Source organism: Phyllobacterium sp. T2-21, assembly GCF_055378485.1.
Genome location: NZ_AP027912.1, coordinates 280,322 through 300,079, shown reverse-complemented (window position 1 = coordinate 300,079; position 19,758 = coordinate 280,322). Strand labels below are relative to the sequence as shown.

Sequence of the window (19,758 nt, the reverse complement as noted above, 5' to 3'; positions counted from 1 at the left end):
GTCGAATGGTACATGAATCCCCTGATTTCAAGAGAAATCTGATTGCGTCCCTGCCGAAGCTGCGCGCATTCGCAGTATCGCTGATCGGCAATCCCGACCGCGCGGATGATCTTGTCCAGGACACGATCATGAAAGCGTGGGCCAAGCAGGATTCATTCGAAGCCGGCACCAATATAAAGGCCTGGCTGTTTACGATCCTGCGCAATGAATTTTATAGCCAGATGCGCAAGCGCGGGCGCGAGGTGCAGGACTCGGATGGCGTTTTTACCGAACAGCTTTCGGTGCATCCCTCGCAATACGGCGCGCTTGATCTGCAGGATTTCCGCAAGGCTCTGGAAAAGCTGCCCGACGATCAACGCGAGGCCATCATCCTTGTCGGCGCGTCCGGCTTTTCCTACGAAGAGGCGGCGGATATCTGTGGATGCGCCGTTGGGACAATCAAAAGCCGCGTCAGCCGTGCAAGAACACGATTGCAGGAACTTCTCGATGTCCAGGGAGAGGTTGATTACGGTCCTGACTCCATTGCCACGCAGGTAACATCAAACAAGTTCGCCTGACGCGCCGTCTTCTTTCGCCGGCAGTGTTCCCGCAACCATTCTGGCAAAAGCGGTGGCGACGGCTTGCAGGATCTGGGTCTTTCCATAGGGCTTCAAAACCACGGGAACATCGGCAAAACCGGCAATGCCGCTCCTTTGCTGATCATAGGCGGTGGCAAAGACGACGGGAACGCCCCGTTGCAGCATGAGGCTTGCGGCGTCCAGAGAGGAGGTGCCCCGTGCCTTGACTTCGAGAATGGCGATGTCGCATGGCGGCTGGCTCTCAATCCAGAATAGAAGCTCGGCAACGGTCGAGACGACATGAACGGATTTCGCGCCACATTCCTCCGCAATGCGCTCCAACTCGAGTGCGATCAGATATTCGTCCTCCAGAACCAGAAGTCGCTTGCCGGTCAATTCCATATCAACTGCTCCTAAAAGCAGTGCTTATGCGCTGAACGGAATAGGGTGTCATTTAACTATGACATGTCGAACGCGAAGAATTATCGGTCATTTCAACGGCAGCATGTTAGCGTGCTCAACAACTCTCGATTGAGAAATCAAATGAAAACAGCAACAGCTTCAGCGGTACGGCAATTCCCCTGCGAAAAATGCCCCTTGCAGGATTTCCCGCATTTCCAACCGCACGACAAGGACGAACTGGAGTTCCTGTCGGGCTTCAAGACGGGCGAGCTTGTTGCCGATGCCGGGACGACATTTCTGGTCGAAGGTGCCAACAGCGCGCACCTTTTCACGGTTCTGTCCGGCTGGGCGTTTCGCTACAAAACCCTGGAAGATGGCCGCCGGCAAATCCTCAACTACGTGCTGCCCGGCGACCTCATCGGGTTGCAGGGATCGCTGATGAAGGAGATGCAGCACTCCATCGAAGCCATGTCACCGGTGATTCTGTGCGTTTTCCAGCGTGACAAACTCCCCAACCTTTTCCGCACCTTTCCAAGCCTTGCCTACGATATTACCTGGCTGGCGTCCCGCGAAGAGCAGATGCTGGATGAAATCCTGCTCAGTGTCGGGCGTCGCACCGCATTGGAGCGCGCGGCGTATCTGTTTGCCTTCATTTTTCAGCGTGCCAAGTCGGTCGGCATGGTCAAAAACAACAAGCTGTTTGTACCGCTGAGACAACAGCACGTTGCCGATACGCTCGGATTGTCCATCGTGCACACGAACAAGACGCTCAAGAAACTTGCGGCGCGCGGTGCGTTGCGCTGGGTTGACCGGGGCTGTGAAGTCCTCGATGAAGCGACCCTTCTGGATATATCGGGATGGCAAGGTTTGCCGAAGGTGCCAAGACCCTTTATCTAGTTCGTGTATATGTCGGGCCGAGCATACGCGGCCTGTTTTGCCAGGAGCAGTGCAGTTGGTGCAGTGGCGCAGAGTTTTGGCAGGTTTTTCGGAAAGACCCCGGCGCGGGTTGGCCATCATCATCTCGCTTGCCCTGATCATCACCGCTGCGACATCGACCATCATCCTGACCCGCGGCTTCAACAATCAGATGGACGACGTCATTGCCACCTACCGGGTCCGGGAACAGGCGGATGGCGCACTCGCCCTCTTGAACGAAGCGCATACCAGTCAACGCGGTTATCTCCTGACCCAAAACCCCGCCTTCCTCGATCTCTACCGCGCGGCTGCATCCCACCTTGCCGAATCGTTGAATACGCTGAACGAGATGACAAGAGGCAATCCCCGGCAACAGGCCATTGTCAGCCAGATTCAGGATCTGGCGAAGCAGAAGCAGCAAAAAGTCGAAGCGGCCATATCGATGTCGCTTGCGGGGAACAACAGCGAAGCTCTGGCTTCACTCGGTTCCGATTTCGGCATCGGCCAAATGGATGACGTCAGGAAAACCATCAACAGTTTCCTGGGTGAAGAAGATCGTCGGCTAATTGCCCGCAACATAGCCATGGACAAATTGCGCTTCTGGCTGACCATTGCCTCGATCCTCGCCCTCGCAGGTGCACTGATACTCGCCTATATCCTTGCCAGCCGCACCAAGCGCTATGTGCGCAAGCTGACCGAAGGTCAATCGACGCTGCTTTCTGAAAAATCGCAACTGGAAGAAATGGTTCAATTGCGCACCGCCGAGCTCGAAAAGGCCATGCTGATTGCCAAGCGGGAGCGCGCGCGTGTGGAAACGCTCCTGCAGGATTCCGACCATCGCATCGGTAATTCGCTGGCGACCGTGTCATCGCTTCTTGGCATCCAGATGCATGGCGTTTCGTCAGACGAAATCCGAGTGGCCCTCGGCGCGGCGCGTGATCGAATCCAGACGATTTCTTCGGCACACCGCCGGCTCCGGCTGGGAAAGGATCATGAGACCGTTCGGGCCGATGAATATTTGCCGGAGATTATGGCCGACATCAAGGACGCGCATTTTCACGACCGGGATATCCGGATCGAAGCCCATTTCGAACCGATTGATCTGAGCTCCCGGGATGCCACAACCCTCGGCATCATTATCGGTGAGCTGACGATGAACGCGATCAAACACGCATTTCCGCATAATCGCGCGGGGTTGATCGAAATCGGCCTGCAGCGCGATGCCCACGGCATTATAGCCCTCACCATTGCTGACGATGGTATCGGCATCCAGAAAAAACTCCACAAGCGGGCGTCAGGTTTGGGCTCTGTGATCGTCGCACAGCTCTGCCAGCAATTTGGCGGTGCGGTGACCTATGGCGCCAAAGATGGTGGCGGCACGATCGTGACGGTCACGTTCCCCACCCTTCGCAGTGCATCTGCGCCGGAAAACGCGAAGGCGGAAGACGAATGAGTGGCAGTCAGAGCGTTGCCGCCCCGGTTTCCGGCATGTCGGCTTTCAGCTGTTCCAGCGCAAGCTCGATGTCGCGCAAGGTCCGGGTGGAGCCGTCCTCATTGTCCATTCCGCCTTCCGTCGCTGCCCGCTGCAATCCCCTGGCTTCGCTGAGCAGTTCCCGCAGCTTTTCGATTTTCACGGTCCGGTCCAGACTAGTGTCCGATAGAATGTCCTTCGCTTCGCGCATAGATTTCTCCTTTGCATTCTTCACGCAACAGAAACGACGGGCGCTATTAAATGTTCCGGGCGGGGAACAAAGGAGTATGCGTTGCGTTGATAATCGAAGCTGTTTCAACGTTAAGAGTAAGGACGGCTCGATGAGGGGCGTCATGTGACTATGAAGTCAGACCAAATTTCAGAAAACATGTCAGGATTTCTGTCAGAACCCGCTCGTCTGGACGCTGTTTCCGTGCTGAGCAGCCTTGAATTCCAGCCTGAAAGCGAGCTGCACGGACTGGCCTCTCTGGCTTTGTCATTCTCGAATGCCGATGTTGCGCTGATCGTGGCAGTCGGTGAGACGCAAACCCGGATACTGGCGCAGGCCGGAAACGCGCCGGCGGGACGCACCGATTTCTGGGTATTCGGCGCAAATGCGCTGGTCTTGCCAGAGGGAGAATCACTGGTCGTTCCCGATGTGACGGCAGACAAGCGATTTTCCGGGGGCGTGGCGGGCTCAGCCGGCAACGATGTGCGGTTTGTTGCAGCGACGCCGGTCGAGGTCGGTGGCGCGCGGGTAGCTGCGCTTATCATCGCCTCGGCGCAACCCGGACAAACGGCAAGCACGCTGCTGCAATCCCAGTTGAAGCAGGTGGCCAGGCTTGCCGGTTCCTTTCTCAAGATGAAGTGCGATGCACAAAGCAATGTTCGGTCCATCGAAACCCTGAACAGGGATGAACTGCGCCATGATATGGCGCTGGAAGTCGGGAATGTCGGCAGCTGGGTTTGGGACCTGAAGACCGGAAAATTCACCGGCAACAAGATGGCTTATTCCATGCTCGGCCTCAGCGATGACAAGCCGATAAGCGGCGAAGATGTTTTCCGCGCCATGCATCCGGATGATTTTCCATTGATGAAATCGGCGTTCACCCGCGCAATGGCACATAACCAGGATTACGTCGGCGAATTTCGCGCCGCATCCTCCGGTCAGTGGCTGCTCGGACGCGGCCGTGTTTTTGAACGGGATACCGCCGGCAGGCCGCTGGTAGCCGTTGGTGTCAATATCGATATCACCAGCACGCGAAATGCCGCCGAGAAAACCCGGCTGCTGTTGCGGGAATTGAACCACCGGGTCAAGAATACACTGGCCATGCTGCAATCGCTGGCGCGGCAGACATTGAACCGGACCTCGGATCCGGCGGAATTCATGGAGGCTTTCTCCGGCCGGCTGCGGGCGATCTCCGAGGCACACACGCTTTTGTCCGATCGTGAATGGAGCGGCATCAGTCTCGTTGACCTCATCACCAAGCAGGTCGAGCCCTATGCGATCTATGATCCGGCCCAGGTCGTGCTGGAAGGCGAGGACATGATTCTCCCGCCCGATCACGCGTTGGGACTTGGTATCGCGTTGCACGAACTTGCCACCAATGCGGCCAAGCATGGTGCGCTGTCCTCCGCGCGGGGGAGGGTGCGTGTGTCATGGCAGACGGAAACCGGGCTCGATGAATCCAGGGTTGTCATTCACTGGGTGGAATCCGACGGCCCCCGCGTCATACCTCCCGCCGCCCGAGGGCTTGGCGAGCGGCTGATTGAACGCAGCCTGGACAAGGTTCTGTCGAGCAGTGTCCGGTTGAGTTACCCCGAAACCGGCATGGAAGTTCTGATCTCGATGCCGATAAAGGAAGGGTCAGCCGCTGTCGTTGGATGATGGCTTCTTCTTGGTGAGAAGCGAAAGTCCGGCAAAGGCGATGACCGGTACGGCCAGCATCAACAGCCCCCGCGATTTCAAGACGGTTGGTGCAGCGGCAAGTGCAGCGACGGTCAGCAGGGTTGACGTATCGACCTTTGACCGCTCGCGCTGCCGCTTGCGGGCAACCGTTTCAGCAACTTTCATGATGATGTAGGCCAGAAGCGCAAGGACGATCGCGCCGCCGGCCAGGATCAGGGCGGCGTACACATCGCCGAAATGCCGAGAAAGCGCGATATAGCCCGCAACGAGCAGGAAGACGCCGGCAATCGCCAGCAGAATGCCGATCAGCGCGAGGAAGACCGCACGGCGCTTTGCCCGGCTCACAGCGGAACCGAGCTCTCCAGAAACCGCACTGGACAGAAAGGGGGCCAGCAGTTTCAGCATGTCAGCGGCGGGCGATCAGAGCCAGAAGAAATCCCACGCCCGCAGCGACGGCAACGGTTGTCAGCGGGTTCTCGCGCACGGTCTCTGTCAGTTGATCCTCGAGCGCCTTGGCCTGAGACCGTATTTCATCCAGAGCGTCTTCGCCGCGTGCTCTGGCGTTCTCGAAGGTCGAGGATGCATTGCTGCTCGCCTCTTTTGCCGAGGTCTTGCCAATCTTGGCGAGTGTTGCCGCAATGTTCGCGATGTCCTCTTTCAAAGCGGCAACCTGAGCTTGCAGATCCGGGTTGGACTCCGTTGCATCGTCCACGGCTTTGCGAACTTTCGAAGAAACTGACGCCATTAAAGGAACTCCTTGAGAAATATAAGTTTCGTAGGGATTGAAACGCACCGCATGCGGTTTGGTTCCATGCGGAAGCGCAGACAGCTGCTCACGCAGCGGTCTGCCTACATTGGGCTGCAAACACTGTTATTCGGCACTGCCGCGCAGCAGGATTTTCTCGCTGTCGGCCTTGTAGGCTTCCTCGTTATAGGCGGGATGAGCCTGCAGCTGCTGCTTCGTGAAGGGCGTGTAGACGGCGATCTTGCCGTCCTTGTCCGACAGGAGGTCGAGATTCTCGATGGAAATGGCGATGGGTTTCTTGCCCAGGCCAAGGAAACCGCCGACGTCCACGACGAAGGCTTCCACCTGACCGTCGGGGGTCATCAACGCGTCGCCCACGGAACCAAGGGTCTCGTCATCCGAGCCATAGACGGTCGTGCCGATCAATTTTTCCGCGCTGACGGCGGTTGCCGGTACAGCTTTCAGCCCGTCACGCGTCGCCATCGTGGCTTGCGGTGCCGGCTTGGCAGGCGCAAGAGACGGCTTCAGAACATCCGCCGCGGGGTGCCCGTCGAGCAAGGCCGCCTTGTCAAAGGCAGGCGCCTTTTCCAGCTCTTCCTTGCTGGTGGCGATGACGAGCCAACGCGTGCCGTCCGCCCGGTCAGCCCAGGCCAGGCCATCCAATCCAACGGCCACATCCTTCTCGCCGATGCCGACAAATCCACCAACGCCGATGATTGCCGCCTCAGCCGTGCCATTGGCGTCAAGCACCAGATCTTTGACCGCGCCGATCGAGACGGAATCGTCCTTGGCACCGTTATAGACTTTCTGACCGATCAAGCCGGAAGCCAGGATTTGCCCGGCTGCAGATTTGACATAGCGCCCGGCATTTTGTGCCGGCTTGCTTTTGTCGTGGAAAATGCCGTGCGTTGCCGCCGAACCGGGTTCCTGGGCCTGTGCGAAACCGGATGTCGCCAGGACAGTGATCAAGGCAGTGGTCATCAAGAGACGTTTGGTCATGCGAATAGGATTCCTGTATAATATCGTGATGTGAAGAAGCGCCGGGACAATGGCCGGCATGAAGGCAGCGCCGCGCAACGTTCCTACGAGAGATAGCCGAGGAACCAGAGAATAAGGATGATCGGTATTGGCAGGCCGATGAGCCAAAGTAAAACTCCACGCAGCATAATGTGTCGATCCTTTCGTCAGGTCTGATCCGGGCAATCAGAGTGCAAACAGTTCCGTTAGATGCGGCCCAAAAGCAGCAAGATGAGCAGAATCACCAGGACAATCCCAAGCAAACCGGAAGGGCCGTAACCCCATGCCCGCGCGTGGGGCCAGCTTGGAAACACGCCGATCAGCGCCAGTATCAGAATGATGATCAGGATCGTTGTCACCGGCATTCTCTGCTTCTCTCCTTTGAGCGGCCCGATGCATTGGAAACTTCCGATATCGATTTTTGTTCCGGCCGCTGCAGCGTTTCGATGCTGCTCCATGCAGTGCGAAGGAACGGGGGGGCGTCGTTTTCGCAGGTCTTGGCGGGGGGCATGCAACCAAATTCAGCCGGCTTCGTTTCAGAGTGTCATTGAACGGAGAGGGATTTTCATGAATTCGGAGAAGCGGGCTGGCTATGCCGTCTGAGAATGTAAGGGAGGCGTCGCCGCGCGCCGTCGAGCGCGTCAGTCAAAGGTCAATTTATGCGCCTGCTCCTCCCGATACCGACGGGCGAATGCAGTTCCCGCCCATCATTGTGGCCATTGCGGTGGTCGCTGCGCTGTATTTTGCCCGGGATATTTTTGTCCCGCTGGCGCTGGCACTGCTCTTGACCTTTGCCTTGTCGCCGCTGGTCACGCAGCTTCACCGCTTCGGCGTGCCGAAGATTCTTTCGGTTATCGCCGTGGTGCTGACCGCGTTTATCGCCATATTCCTGTTTGCTACGATTGTGGTTGGGCAGCTTACGGTTCTGGCGCAAAACCTGCCAAGCTACCAATACAACATTGAGGCAAAGATCAGGACCATCAAGGACGCGCAGTCCGGTAACGGTATTTTTGACCGCGGCGCGCGCATGTTCAAACGGCTCAATGAAGAAATAGGCCGCTCCGATGAAGTGGAGCGGTTTCCCGCACAAAACGGCGCGGGCACACAGGCACAACAACCTCCTGAGAATGTGACGCCGAACAATCAGGCAGAAAACAAGTCTCCCCTGGCGAAAGGTGATCAGGATAAACCCGTTCCGGTTGAAATCCGTTATCCGGCCCCGGATCCCCTGCAATTGCTGCAAACCGTCGCCGTGCCCTTGATTCAACCGCTGGCAACGGTCGGCATTGTCGTTGTCTTTGTCATCTTCATGCTGCTGCGGCGGGAAGATCTGCGTGACCGCTTCATCCGGCTTGTGGGAGCCAGCGACATTCACCGCACGACCACGGCATTGCATGATGCGGGGAAGCGGGTCGGGCAATATCTCCTGATGCAGCTTGTGATCAATATCTGCTTTGGTGTCCCGATCGGCATCGGTCTTTGGCTGATTGGTATCCCCAATCCGATGCTGTGGGGCCTTCTCGCCATCGCCCTGCGTTTCGTGCCCTATATCGGACCATTCATTGCCGCATCTTTCCCGCTCATGCTTGCGTTGGCGGTCGACCCCGGCTGGATGCTCCTGTTGTGGACCGCCGCCTTGTTCATCGTTCTCGAGTTGATCAGCAACAATGTCATGGAGCCGGTGCTCTATGGCTCGAGGACCGGGCTCTCGCCGGTGGCCATCCTGCTTGCGGCGATTGTCTGGACCTGGATATGGGGCCCGATCGGGCTGCTGCTTTCCACGCCGCTGACGGTCTGTCTCGTGGTGCTCGGGCGTCACGTGCCGCGCTTCGAGTTCCTGGATGTGCTGCTTGGCAATGAACCGGTGCTGTCACCGCCGCAACAGCTTTATCAGCGGTTGTTGTCCGGCGATCCCGACGAGGCGACGGAAAAAGCGGAAGACTATCTGCAGTCTTCGGCGATTGCGGATTACTACGCGTCCGTTGCTGTCCCTGCGCTGTTTCTCGCCGAGCATGACCGGGGACGGGGCGTGCTGGATGCTTCGCGTCGCAGCCGGGTGGCACAAAGCATGATACGCCTTGTGGAAAATCTCTCGGAACATCAGGACGTGCAAGGCGAGGATGATGAAGATCACGTCGAACCGGCCAAGAGCAGGCGCAGCAAGAGCGAAGAACCAAGGACGATCATTTCAGCGGGTGGGCGAGGCGATCTCGACGACGCGGCAGCGGTGATCATTGGCGATATCCTGGAGCGGGGTGACTTCGAGGTTCGCGACATCACGCATGACGAGCTTGAAGCCGTGAATATCGGCAAGCTCGACCTTGCCGATGCGAGTGCGATCTATATCAGCTATCTCAATATGTCTTCAGTGGCCCATGCCCGTTATCTCGTCCGCCGCATTCGCAGGCGGAATGCGCGTATCAAAATCATTGTCGGCTTCTGGGCCGAGGATGCGGGCACTGTTGAAGGTGACAAGATCGTTGGATCAAGCCGAAACTGCTATTTTGCCTCGAACATCGAAGCGGCCATCAAACAGGTTGCCGGGTGATATCCGGGATATTCGGGAAAGCCTTCCCGCGGATGGGAACCAAGATGACTCTGTGACGTTTCGCAGAAGCTGGTTACACGTTGACCGGCACATTCTGAACCCGGTGCCTGTTCCCCCGTGGGCACCGGGTTTTTGCTTTGATCTGAAGAATTATCCTTTTAATTCAATATTTTAAGTATTCTCGATTTCACGGGAACCGGAAGCGTCATCGCCCGTTTATCTCTGGTGAGTGAACATTCAAGGAGTGTACCGATGGGTAGCACAGGTGACAAGATTTCCGGGCTTGCCAACAAAGCCGCTGGCAACATCAAACAGGCAGCGGGCAAGGTAACAGGCTCCAAGAAGCTGCAGGCCGAAGGCAAGGCTCAGGAACTGAAGGGCGATGCCCAAGAGATGAAGGGCAAGGCCAAGGATGCCGTGAAGAAGGTCGTTGACCGCGCTTGACTGTTCCAATGGCTGAAGTTTGAACCGGCTCGCAATCGAGCCGGTTGCTTTTTGCGCGATAGTCTGTCGTGCTGATCTGCGATTTTCAAAAAGCGATATTCTTATAGGTTGATGGGGATGTGTTCATGAGACTGAATGTCGGGTGTGAATTGCGTTTTGATTTTGTTCAGGAAACACCCTTGATTGCCATCTTGAACGTGCACCATTCGCGCGTCGAGGACATTGAAGGCGTCGAGACATTCCAGTCGACATTCGGTTCGAGCATCGACGGCTATCACGACCAGTTCGGCAACTGGTGCAACCGCATCCTGGCTGCGCCCGGTCCGTTCATCTGTTCGACCAATGCAATTGTCCGCGATAGCGGTATGCCGGATCCTGTCGTGCTGGAGGCTGTTCAGCACCGCGTGCAGGACTTGCCTGCGGAGACACTGGTCTATCTCCTGGGCAGCCGCTATTGCGAGACAGATGTCTTGAGCGAAGAAGCATGGCGGCTGTTCGGCAATACGCCAGAGGGTTGGCAACGCGTGCAAGCCGTTTGCGACTACGTCCATAATCACATCACATTCGGCTATGCGTTTTCCAATCCGACACGGACCGCCGCATCGGGCTATGCGGAAGGCCGAGGCGTTTGCCGGGATTTTACCCATCTGGCCGTGGCTTTTTGCCGGTGTCTCAATATTCCAACGCGCTATAGCACGGGCTATATCACCGATATCGGCGTACCGCCGCCCCATTCGGCGATGGATTTCTGCGCCTGGATGGAAGTCTATCTGGGTGGGCAGTGGCATGCGTTCGATCCGCGCAACAACAAGCCCCGTATCGGACGGATCAAGGTGGCGCACGGAAGGGATGCGGCGGATGTTCCATTGACCAATATTTTTGGTCCCAATGTGCTGACAAAATTCACGGTTTGGGCTGAAGAGGCGGTGTGATATCCTGCTTTTTTCGCAACCTTCTCCGCTGCCAGCAGTTTTGACTGGTGATATACAGGAGGAAAGCATGAGCCAACGTGCGATTGATTTCGTCAATAGCTGGATAGAAGCCAATGTTCATGCCACGCGTCCGGCGGATATGGCGCATCATGATCCAAGGCCCAAACAACTGGTCGCCAAATGCACCGCCGCAGCGGAAGCCGCCGGTATTTCAAGGGAAGAGATTCTGGATGGCTTGGGCGATCTGGAAATTTGCATGATCGCCGCCATTGACCGGGCTGCATTGGCCAAGGATATCAAGCGGGCCTAGGCTGCGACTCAATGAAAATCCCGGGATTTTGGCAGAATCCGGACCTTGCGCGGATGACGGGCTCTCGGTTGATCGGGAACCGGATGGACCACTTCATCGGCATGCGATACCGGCAAGGGCGGCAGTTGTTCCGAAAGCCGATACAGATCCGCCGTGCGGTCAATCAGTTTGCGGGCAACGATATGCGTGACGTTATCGCTGCTCTGGACCGTTCCCTCGATCAGGATGAGGCGGGAACTCATCACTTCCTTGCGGTATGCCGCCATTGTCTTCGCCCAGACGATGATGTTGGCAATGCCGGTTTCATCCTCGATCGTCATGAAGACAACACCTTTGGCGCTGCCCGGCCTCTGGCGGACCGTGACCACGCCGGCAAGCTTGACGCGCCTGTTGCTGGCTAGAGCAGTGGCCTGTCTGCAGGTCACGACGCCTTCACGGCCAAGCAAGTCCCGCAGAAACTGCATGGGGTGCCCCTTGAGCGATAGCCGGAAGGATTCATAGTCGGCAATGACATGTTCAGCCATCTGCATAGTCGGCAACCGTGTCTGCGCTTCGACTGCAAGTTCGTTGGTTTCGGCAATCTGGAAGAGTGGCAGGGTTGTATTGTCGGGAAATCTGCGCACGGCCCAGAGTGCTTCGCGCCGGTCAATGGCTAACGAGCGAAACGCATCCGCATCGGCGAGCAGGACAAAGGCGCGGCGCTCCAGTCGCGTCAGACGGCGAACCTCTTCAATGTCCGCATAGGGCTTTTTCCGCTTTGCGCAAATTTCGTCGGCCCAGGCTTTCGAGAAGCCGTCGACCTGCCGAAAGCCCATGCGCATGGCAGGATTTCCACGGCTTTTCTTTTCCAGCGTGTTGTCCCATTCGCTGAAATTGACATCGACAGGACGCACTTCGACATCGTGATCGCGGGCGTCACGGATGATCTGGGCCGGGGCATAAAAGCCCATGGGCTGCGAATTCAGAAGAGCGGCGGCAAACACTTCCGGATGGTGGTATTTGATCCAGGAAGAAATGTAGACGAGAATGGCAAAACTTGCCGCATGGCTTTCCGGGAAACCATATTCACCGAAACCCTTGATCTGGTTGAAGCAGTTTTCGGCAAAGCTGCGCTCATAGCCGCGGCGTACCATGCCCTCGACCATCTGCTCCTGCATTTTGTGAATGGTGCCGCGATTGCGGAATGTTGCCATGGCGCTGCGGAGCTTGTTGGCCTCATCGGGGGTGAACCCTGCCGCTTCAATGGCAATGCGCATGGCCTGCTCCTGAAACAGAGGAACACCGAGGGTTTTTTCTAGAACCTTTTTCAGTTCGTCCTTATCGCCATGCTCGGGAGAAGGTGACGGAAAATGGATATTTTCTATGCCTTTGCGGCGCCGCAGGTAGGGATGAACCATGTCGCCTTGAATCGGACCCGGGCGCACAATGGCGACCTCGATGACCAGATCATAAAATTTCCTCGGGCGCAGGCGCGGCAGCATGTTCATCTGAGCGCGGCTTTCCACCTGAAACACCCCAAGGGAGTCCGCCTTGCAGAGCATGTCGTAGACCTTCAGATCGCCTTGCGGGACAGTCGCAAGTTCTAAGCGCTCGCCCCCCTTATGCAGATGAATGAGATCGAAAGCTTTGCGGATGCATGTCAGCATGCCGAGTGACAGCACATCGACCTTCATGATCCGGAGCGTATCGATATCGTCCTTGTCCCACTCGATGAAGGAACGGTCCTCCATGGCCGCAGGGCCGATGGGAACGGTTTCATCAAGCCGCTCCCGTGTCAGGACGAAGCCGCCGACGTGTTGCGAGAGATGGCGCGGAAAACCGAGCAGTTCCGTTGCCAGTTTGACGGCACGGCGGATCATGATGTTGTCGGGGTCAAGACCCGCCTGCCGCACATGCTGCCGGTCCACGGTGGAGCCCCAACTGCCCCAGACCGTATTGGCAAGCGCCGCCGTCACATCTTCGGTCAGCCCCAGGGCCTTGCCGACATCGCGGATGGCGCTGCGCGGGCGATAGCTGATCACGGTCGCGACGATGGCTGCGCGGTCCCGGCCGTAGCGCTTGTAAACCCATTGCATGATTTCCTCGCGGCGCTCGTGTTCGAAGTCGACATCGATATCGGGTGGTTCCTTGCGCTCGGCCGAGAGAAAGCGTTCGAACAGCGCATTGCCGTTCGTCGGATCGACAGCCGTGATGTGCAGGCAATAGCAGACGGCTGAATTGGCGGACGAACCCCGGCCCTGGCACAGGATATTCTGCGACTGCGCATAGGTGACGATATCATGCACCGTCAGGAAATACGGCGCATATCCCAATGTTGCGATCAGTGTCAGTTCCTTGTTCAGGAGGTCGCGGACCATTTCCGGAATGCCGTCGGGATACCGTTTCGCCGCGCCCTTCCATGTCTCGTCAGCCAGATGCTGCTGCGGGGTTTTGCCCGGCGGCACGGGTTCATCGGGATAATGGTATTGCAGTTCACCAAGGGAGAAGGTGACCGGCGCGGTGAAACGGCGGATTTCCTCAATGGCTAAGGGAAAATGCCGGAAGAGATGCTGCATTTCTTCCGCTGATTTCAGATGCCTTTCCGCGTTCTTCTCCAGCCTTCGCCCGGCCGTATCAATGGTGACGTGGTCCCGGATGCAGGTCAGCACATCCTGCAGGGGGCGGCGGGAAGCTGTGTGGTAGAGCACATTGTTGACCGCCAGCAGCGGAACACCGGCTGTAGTGGCGATACGCTCCAGCTTTTCGCCATGACGCCGGTCAGCGCCTTCGTAAGACATGGCAAGACCAAGCCAGACACATCCCGACGCGACGACGCTTAGTTTTTTCAGTACAGGTCCGAGATCTTCATCCGGCTGTCCTGATGGCATGACCACCGTCTGGAAATCCTTGGCGCGGAAAAGGAAGTCCTCCAGCACCAGATGGCACTCGCCCTTGATCTCAGCCCGCGTCTTCCCCTCGCTCAAAAGGCGGCACAGCTGCCCATAAGCCGGGCGGTCGCGCGGATAGACGACCAGATCGGGCGTGCCATCGATGAACGTCAGCCGGCAGCCGATAAAGAGGTTGAGCTTTATTCCCTGCTCCTCCGTCAGTTCCTGATGCGCCTTGTAGGCCCGGACAACCCCAGCAAGCGTGTTGCGGTCGGCGATGCCAATGCCTTCAAGGCCGAGCAATGCTGCTGTCTGCACCAATTCCTCCGGCTGCGAGGCGCCTTCGAGAAAGGAGAAATTGCTGGTGACGGCAAGTTCCGTGTAGCCGGGCATCAGGCAAAAAGCCCATGCAGATACCAGCGCGGGGTGGTCTGCCCGCGCTCATACAGGCCTTCGCGGAAGACCCAGAAACGATGCCCCTGATTGTCTTCGAGGCGATAATAATCCCGTGTCAGCGCGCCGGCATGTTCCCGCCACCATTCCGGCGCGATGCGCTCCGGCCCTTCGGCCAGGACGATATTGTGCCGGACCCGCCGCCAGACGAATTGTGCCGGGGCGCCGTCGGGAATTCCTGCCGTGGTTTCAATCTGTTCCGGCGGCTGGAACAGCCGGACCGGGCGCTCGGGCGGCTCGCCCGGGTGCTGAACGGGCGCCCATTCGACCGGCAGATTTGCGGTGGTCTGAACAGCCGGTTCCAGTGAAACGGCGCGCTCGGGAATATGCGTGTCGACGGGGTGCGGACGCAGAACCCGGCTGGTGCCGAGACGAATGGACAGGCGGTCGATCAGCCCGCCGATCTCTTCGGTTTCCTGAACAGTGCTGTCGAGGCTTTTCTGCATGGTTTGGGTTCGCTCGGCCCGCACCGCCGCAAGACGGATGATGTCAAAGCCGTAACCGGCATCAAGCGGTTCTGCGAGGGTGGTGAGCCGCTCCTTCAGCAGCCTGAACAGGGTTTTGGTGTCGGTCAGCGGCCGGCCGGCCTGAATGCCGATCCGCCTGACCTCACCATCGACGCGGAAAAACGAAGCCTCGACTTCCCGCGCGCCCTCGACACGCTGCTGCAGCTGCCGGAAAAGTTCATCGCCAAGCGCATGCAGCACCAGCTCAACGCTGTCCATGACAATCAGAGGCTCGGCCATGCGCCGCTCGACCATGCAGGCGGGTACGATGCGCCGGGGGGAGATCGGGTGGTGCGCATAGCCGAAAAGAGCATCGAGGCGATCGACCAGCCCGGCGCCGAAACGCGCGGCAAGGGCGGCGCGGGGAAGCACTTCGACATCGCCGACCGTGCGCAGTCCGGCCCTCTTCAGACCGGCCAGATGAACATCCTCGATCTCGAGGCTGACGAGGCGCAACCGCCGCAATTTTTCCTTGAGCGCGGAATCCCCGATCACATCTCCCGGTGAATGACGGGCAAATGCGTGGGCTGCCGCAGCATTGCCAGCAATGGCCGAGCGGACCACAACGCCATGCTGGCTCAAGCGCTGGTGGATGTCCCGGCGCAATTGATGCTCGTCACCGAAGAGATGCACGCAGCCGGTGATATCAAGCATAAGCCCATCGGGGCCGTCGAGTGCGACCAGTGGCGTGTAGCGGTCGCACCAGTCAGCGAGTTTCTCCAAGAGGGCGGCGTCCTTGCGCGGTGAAGCGAAGGCAATATCGAGATTTTCAAACTGCGCCCGGGCGTCGGTCAAAGCCATGGTCTTGAACAGGCCTGCCTTGGCGGCACGTTCGTCAAGGGCTGTCAGGCGCAAGGCATTGGCGACTTTGTCGACGACAATCAGGAACTGTCCGGACTCAGCCCGTTGCGGATTTTCGCGTTTGAGGCGGTCGGTGGGCAGGTGTGGAAACCACAGCGCCAGAAACCGGTTCGATCTGTCTGAAAACATGATTGTCACTCTCCCATTGCAGGATCCAATGGCCTGTCATGCCCTGCCTGTTGCGTATAAGGGTGGCGTCAAACACCGGGTGACCCGGCGCATTGGCGCCGCTCGACCGCGACGCGTTCGAGCGGATCATCCAGCGGGTCACGGCGGAATTGTCGATTGGAACGGCACCGAGCCGCAGCAGGAAGGCGGGCGCGCCCGTCTGCTGGGCGGTCAGCAGCAATTTGCGCGTGGCTGTCAGGTCGAGGCATTTCGGATTGCTCCACGGCGCTATGATGACCGCGCCCGTTCCGCGGATGCCAAGGCTGTCCGATGCGGCTTTCAGCACATCCTGCGGCGACGAACAGCGCACGATGACGAGCCGCTGCGGATCAAGCCCGAGATGCTTCAACCCCGGCGCATAGGGAAAACCATGTTCCTGCGCGGCAAAATCCTCTTCCAGCCAGATAAGAGGGCTCCGGGCGCTGGATGAGCGCAGGGCAAGGGCGATGACGAAGCCCGTCGCTGCGCCCGCATCGTGCATTTCCGCCGAAAAAACCTCATGCAGCGCGCCGCGTTGCAATCCCTTGCCAAGCACCCTGTCGATGCTTCTGTCGCCAAAACCAAAGGCACTGCGCGGCGCCTGCGCTTCCAGCGCATTCCGCTCGCTTAAAGACGCGATGTCGCGCCGCAACGCCGTAAGGTCGACGGTTGTCACCACGGTTTCCCCTGAATGTTCATGATATGTTCTATTATGGAATCCATTCGGCCAAAGAGTCAAGCGGAGTCCATGGAGGGACGTAATATATGACTCAGCGGTCGATGCGCGTGGAAAGGATGATGGACGAAATGGTGCGTTCCACGCCTTCCAACGCGCCGATCCGATCCAGCAATGTATCGAGCTCGCTGATGGAGGGTGCTTCCAGGATGACGATCATATCGTACTGTCCGCTGACCGAATGCAGGGTCCGCACCCAGGCAATCTCGCGCAATGCCGCTTCAACCCGCTTGGCAAATTTCGGCAGGGCCGTGACCAGCACATGCGCCTTGACCAGATCCCGCTCATATTCGGGGGAAAGCAGCACGCTGTAACCGCGAATCATGCCGCGCTTTTCCAGCCGTTCGATGCGGCTTTGTACGGTGGTGCGCGACACGCCGAGCTTGCGGGCAAGGTCGGCGGTCGAGGCGCGGGCGTTCTCGCGCAGCAGGGAAAGCAGGGCGTGGTCGGCATCTGTCAGCATAATGTCAAACTCATACGGCGTATTGCCAAAAAATAGGGTATTATATCGTCAGTTTACACACTTCATTTCGACGAACAAGGGTGAGAAAATAATGAAAGTTCTGAAATCCTGAGGGGAATCACATGAAAGAGATCGTCATCGTCGGTGCAGGCAAAATCGGCGGAACAATCGCCAACCTGCTCGCAAACACCGGAGACTACCGTGTAACGGTCGTCGACCGGGCCCAGGCACAGCTTGATGCCCTGGACGTTTCCCCGCTTGTCGTTACCCGTTGCATCGAGATTGCGGAAGAGGGCGCGCTTGAAAAGGTTCTCGCCGGCAAATTCGCCGTGCTCAGCGCCGCTCCCTTCCACCTGACCACGCGGATTGCGCAAGCCGCTGCGTCGTCGGACGTGCATTATCTCGACCTGACCGAGGATGTTGCCAGCACCCGCATCGTCAAGCAGCTTTCGGCGACGGCAAAGACAGCCTTCATTCCCCAGTGCGGTCTGGCCCCGGGCTTCATCTCGATTGTCGCCAATGATCTGGCCAAGCGCTTCGATACGCTGGAAAGCGTGCGCATGCGCGTCGGTGCACTGCCGCAGTACCCGTCGAATGCGCTCAACTACAACCTGACCTGGAGCACGGACGGCGTCATCAACGAATATTGCGAGCCTTGCGAAGCCATCGTCGACGGTGAGCTGACCGAAGTGCCGCCGCTGGAAGAGCGCGAGGAATTCTCGCTCGACGGCGTAACCTACGAGGCTTTCAACACGTCGGGCGGTCTTGGCACCCTGTGCGAAACGCTGCTCGGCAAGGTCCGTACGCTGAACTACCGCACGATCCGTTATCCCGGGCATGCCGCCATCATGAAGGCCCTGCTCAACGATCTTGGCCTGCGTGACCGCCGCGACGTGTTCAAGGACATCCTGGAAAACGCCCTGCCTTCGACCATGCAGGACGTCGTGGTGATTTTCGTCACGGTCAGCGGCCGCAAGAAGGGCCGTCTCTTGCAGGAAACCTATGCCAACAAGGTCTATAGCGGCCATATCGGCAACGTGCTCTACAGCGGTATCCAGATCACCACGGCATCGGCCATCTGCGCCGTTCTCGACATGCTGGCCAATGGCGACCTGCCGCAGCAGGGCTTCCTCAAGCAGGAGGATATCGCGCTTGATGCCTTCCTCGCCAACCGTTTCGGCAAGGCCTATGCCCAGACCGAAACGGCAGGGCGCCTCGTCGCCTGATCGTTCCGCTTGTCGGCTAACCTTTAAAACAACGCGCCGGATCCCGCATCCGGCGCGTTTTTTGTTGCGGTGTTTCGTCCATTTCCTTGCCTTGCGCTTCCGGAATCCGGGTGGTAGCGTTTTGAAAACATGTGAAAACAGTAAACATCACGCGGCTCACCAGGGCGTTTCTATGTCTTGCTGAACGGGAGGTGATGCCGGGAGGAAGACAATGGAACGGCGTGAATTTCTTGTGGGTGCAGCGGCCCTGTCCATGCTGGCTGCATCGAACACGGGACTGATGGCACAGACAGGCGGGGCGCTGGAAAAGACCAGCCTGACGCTGGGTGTCGGCGGAAAGCCGCTCCTCTATTATCTCCCGCTGACCATTGCCGAGCGCCGCGGCTTTTTCAAGGATGCCGGTCTTGATGTGACGATCAACGATTTCGGCGGCGGGGCAAAATCCCTGCAGGCGCTGGTGGGCGGCTCCGTCGATGTGGTGACCGGTGCTTACGAGCACACGATCCGCATGCAGGCGAAGGGACAGGATGTTCGTGCACTGTGCGAGCTCGGGCGTTTCCCGGCCATCGTTATTGCCGTGCGCAAGGAACTGGCCGACAAGGTCAAGTCTCCCGCCGACTTTGCCGGCCTGAAGCTTGGTGTCACCGCCCCCGGTTCGTCGACGGCCCTGACTATCCAGTATGCCATGGTAAAGGCGGGCTTGAAGGCCAACGATGCGCCGCTGATCGGCATTGGTGGTGGTGCCAGCGCTGTCGCTGCGATCAAGCAGGGCCAGGTGGATGTGATTGCGCATCTGGATCCCGTCATTGCCAAGCTTGAAGCGGACGGCGATATCAAAATCCTCATCGATACGCGTACGGAGGAAGGCACGCGCGCCCTGTTCGGCGGCTCCAATCCGGCGGCGGTTCTCTATGTGAAAAAGGACTTCGCCGACGCGAACCCCAACACCTCGAAGGCGCTGGTGGGTGTTTTCGTCAAGACGCTGAAATGGCTGCACGGCGCTACGCCGGAAGAGATCGCCGACAGCGTTCCCGCCGAATACCAGCTGGGTGACAAGCCGCTTTATCTCAAAGCCATTGCCAATTCGCTGCCGACCTACTCGCTGGACGGGGTTCTTCCCATGGAGGGCATGCAGTCGGTTCTCAATACGCTGAAAATCCTCGACCCCGAATTCGCCAATGCGACGATTGACCTTGCCGCGACCTATGATGACCGTTTCATCAAGGGGTGAGGCATAAGGGCCAATGAT

Annotated in this window: 20 protein-coding genes; 10 read left to right on the top strand and 10 right to left on the bottom strand. The window is 58.3% G+C overall.

Annotation, left to right across the window (positions count from 1 at the left end; genetic code table 11):
- The first annotated feature begins 5 nt into the window (after positions 1-5).
- A complete protein-coding gene (locus tag ACZ5FP_RS01540; protein ID WP_464661721.1) occupies positions 6-557 on the top strand; it encodes an RNA polymerase sigma factor in 552 nt (183 codons plus the stop codon).
- Here the strand turns inward: ACZ5FP_RS01540 and ACZ5FP_RS01535 are convergent.
- Positions 540-959, bottom strand: coding sequence for a response regulator (locus ACZ5FP_RS01535; RefSeq protein ID WP_464661719.1), 420 nt, complete (start codon positions 957-959; stop codon positions 540-542). The two genes, ACZ5FP_RS01540 and ACZ5FP_RS01535, sit on opposite strands and share 18 nt — an antisense overlap.
- Positions 960-1,100: 141 nt before the next feature.
- Between ACZ5FP_RS01535 and ACZ5FP_RS01530 the strand changes: the two genes are divergently transcribed.
- Complete coding sequence (locus ACZ5FP_RS01530) at positions 1,101-1,856, top strand: Crp/Fnr family transcriptional regulator (protein WP_464661718.1); 756 nt, start codon at positions 1,101-1,103, stop codon at positions 1,854-1,856.
- A 109-nt stretch (positions 1,857-1,965) separates the two neighbouring features.
- The gene (locus tag ACZ5FP_RS01525) at positions 1,966-3,327 is read left to right on the top strand and encodes a sensor histidine kinase (RefSeq protein WP_464661717.1); all 1,362 of its coding nucleotides are present in this window, start codon (positions 1,966-1,968) and stop codon (positions 3,325-3,327) included.
- Positions 3,328-3,334: 7 nt separating this feature from the next.
- Here the strand turns inward: ACZ5FP_RS01525 and ACZ5FP_RS01520 are convergent, their stop codons facing one another.
- Positions 3,335-3,556 (bottom strand): hypothetical protein, encoded by a 222-nt coding sequence (locus ACZ5FP_RS01520; protein WP_464661716.1) that lies wholly within the window; start codon positions 3,554-3,556, stop codon positions 3,335-3,337.
- A 222-nt stretch (positions 3,557-3,778) separates the two neighbouring features.
- On the opposite strand from ACZ5FP_RS01520, the gene ACZ5FP_RS01515 reads away from it, so the two are divergent.
- Positions 3,779-5,233, top strand: a complete 1,455-nt coding sequence (locus ACZ5FP_RS01515) for an HWE histidine kinase domain-containing protein (protein WP_464661714.1) — start codon at positions 3,779-3,781, stop codon at positions 5,231-5,233.
- On the opposite strand, the gene ACZ5FP_RS01510 is transcribed toward ACZ5FP_RS01515, so the two are convergent.
- The 4 genes from ACZ5FP_RS01510 to ACZ5FP_RS01495 form a co-directional block, all read right to left on the bottom strand.
- Positions 5,213-5,659 carry a hypothetical protein gene (locus tag ACZ5FP_RS01510; RefSeq protein WP_464661712.1) on the bottom strand — a complete coding sequence of 149 codons (447 nt, stop codon included), beginning with the start codon at positions 5,657-5,659 and terminating at the stop codon, positions 5,213-5,215. The two genes, ACZ5FP_RS01515 and ACZ5FP_RS01510, sit on opposite strands and share 21 nt — an antisense overlap.
- 1 nt (position 5,660) lies before the next feature.
- Positions 5,661-5,999, bottom strand: coding sequence for an ElaB/YgaM/YqjD family protein (locus tag ACZ5FP_RS01505; protein ID WP_223613778.1), 339 nt, complete (start codon positions 5,997-5,999; stop codon positions 5,661-5,663).
- A 126-nt stretch (positions 6,000-6,125) separates the two neighbouring features.
- Entirely contained in the window at positions 6,126-6,998 is an 873-nt protein-coding gene (locus tag ACZ5FP_RS01500) for a PRC-barrel domain-containing protein (protein WP_464661710.1), read from the bottom strand.
- Between the two features lie 224 nt (positions 6,999-7,222).
- A complete protein-coding gene (locus ACZ5FP_RS01495) occupies positions 7,223-7,381 on the bottom strand; it encodes a DUF3309 family protein (RefSeq protein WP_346306306.1) in 159 nt (52 codons plus the stop codon).
- Between the two features lie 227 nt (positions 7,382-7,608).
- Between ACZ5FP_RS01495 and ACZ5FP_RS01490 the strand changes: the two genes are divergently transcribed.
- The 4 genes from ACZ5FP_RS01490 to ACZ5FP_RS01475 all read left to right on the top strand — a co-directional run bounded on the left by ACZ5FP_RS01490 (position 7,609) and on the right by ACZ5FP_RS01475 (position 11,250).
- Entirely contained in the window at positions 7,609-9,564 is a 1,956-nt protein-coding gene (locus ACZ5FP_RS01490; protein WP_464661707.1) for an AI-2E family transporter, read from the top strand.
- A 252-nt stretch (positions 9,565-9,816) separates the two neighbouring features.
- Positions 9,817-10,008 (top strand): CsbD family protein, encoded by a 192-nt coding sequence (locus tag ACZ5FP_RS01485; protein WP_223613774.1) that lies wholly within the window; start codon positions 9,817-9,819, stop codon positions 10,006-10,008.
- A gap of 125 nt (positions 10,009-10,133) precedes the next feature.
- Positions 10,134-10,940, top strand: coding sequence for a transglutaminase-like domain-containing protein (locus tag ACZ5FP_RS01480; RefSeq protein ID WP_464661705.1), 807 nt, complete (start codon positions 10,134-10,136; stop codon positions 10,938-10,940).
- Between the two features lie 67 nt (positions 10,941-11,007).
- Positions 11,008-11,250 (top strand): hypothetical protein, encoded by a 243-nt coding sequence (locus tag ACZ5FP_RS01475; RefSeq protein ID WP_464661704.1) that lies wholly within the window; start codon positions 11,008-11,010, stop codon positions 11,248-11,250.
- 8 nt (positions 11,251-11,258) lie between these two features.
- Here the strand turns inward: ACZ5FP_RS01475 and ACZ5FP_RS01470 are convergent, their stop codons facing one another.
- From ACZ5FP_RS01470 to ACZ5FP_RS01455, 4 genes are all read right to left on the bottom strand, one after another.
- Entirely contained in the window at positions 11,259-14,510 is a 3,252-nt protein-coding gene (locus ACZ5FP_RS01470) for an error-prone DNA polymerase (protein ID WP_464661702.1), read from the bottom strand.
- The gene (locus ACZ5FP_RS01465; RefSeq protein ID WP_464661700.1) at positions 14,510-16,066 is read right to left on the bottom strand and encodes a Y-family DNA polymerase; all 1,557 of its coding nucleotides are present in this window, start codon (positions 16,064-16,066) and stop codon (positions 14,510-14,512) included. The genes ACZ5FP_RS01470 and ACZ5FP_RS01465 overlap by 1 nt, the downstream gene beginning before the upstream one ends.
- The gene (locus ACZ5FP_RS01460; protein WP_464661699.1) at positions 15,975-16,760 is read right to left on the bottom strand and encodes an ImuA family protein; all 786 of its coding nucleotides are present in this window, start codon (positions 16,758-16,760) and stop codon (positions 15,975-15,977) included. The genes ACZ5FP_RS01465 and ACZ5FP_RS01460 overlap by 92 nt, the downstream gene beginning before the upstream one ends.
- A gap of 94 nt (positions 16,761-16,854) precedes the next feature.
- On the bottom strand, positions 16,855-17,283 hold the full coding sequence (locus tag ACZ5FP_RS01455; RefSeq protein WP_223613768.1) for an Lrp/AsnC family transcriptional regulator: 429 nt from the start codon (positions 17,281-17,283) through the stop codon (positions 16,855-16,857).
- 122 nt (positions 17,284-17,405) lie between these two features.
- Between ACZ5FP_RS01455 and ACZ5FP_RS01450 the strand changes: the two genes are divergently transcribed.
- Positions 17,406-18,509 carry a saccharopine dehydrogenase family protein gene (locus ACZ5FP_RS01450; RefSeq protein ID WP_223613767.1) on the top strand — a complete coding sequence of 368 codons (1,104 nt, stop codon included), beginning with the start codon at positions 17,406-17,408 and terminating at the stop codon, positions 18,507-18,509.
- A 211-nt stretch (positions 18,510-18,720) separates the two neighbouring features.
- Positions 18,721-19,740 (top strand): ABC transporter substrate-binding protein, encoded by a 1,020-nt coding sequence (locus tag ACZ5FP_RS01445; protein WP_464661696.1) that lies wholly within the window; start codon positions 18,721-18,723, stop codon positions 19,738-19,740.
- The last annotated feature ends 18 nt before the right edge of the window (positions 19,741-19,758 follow it).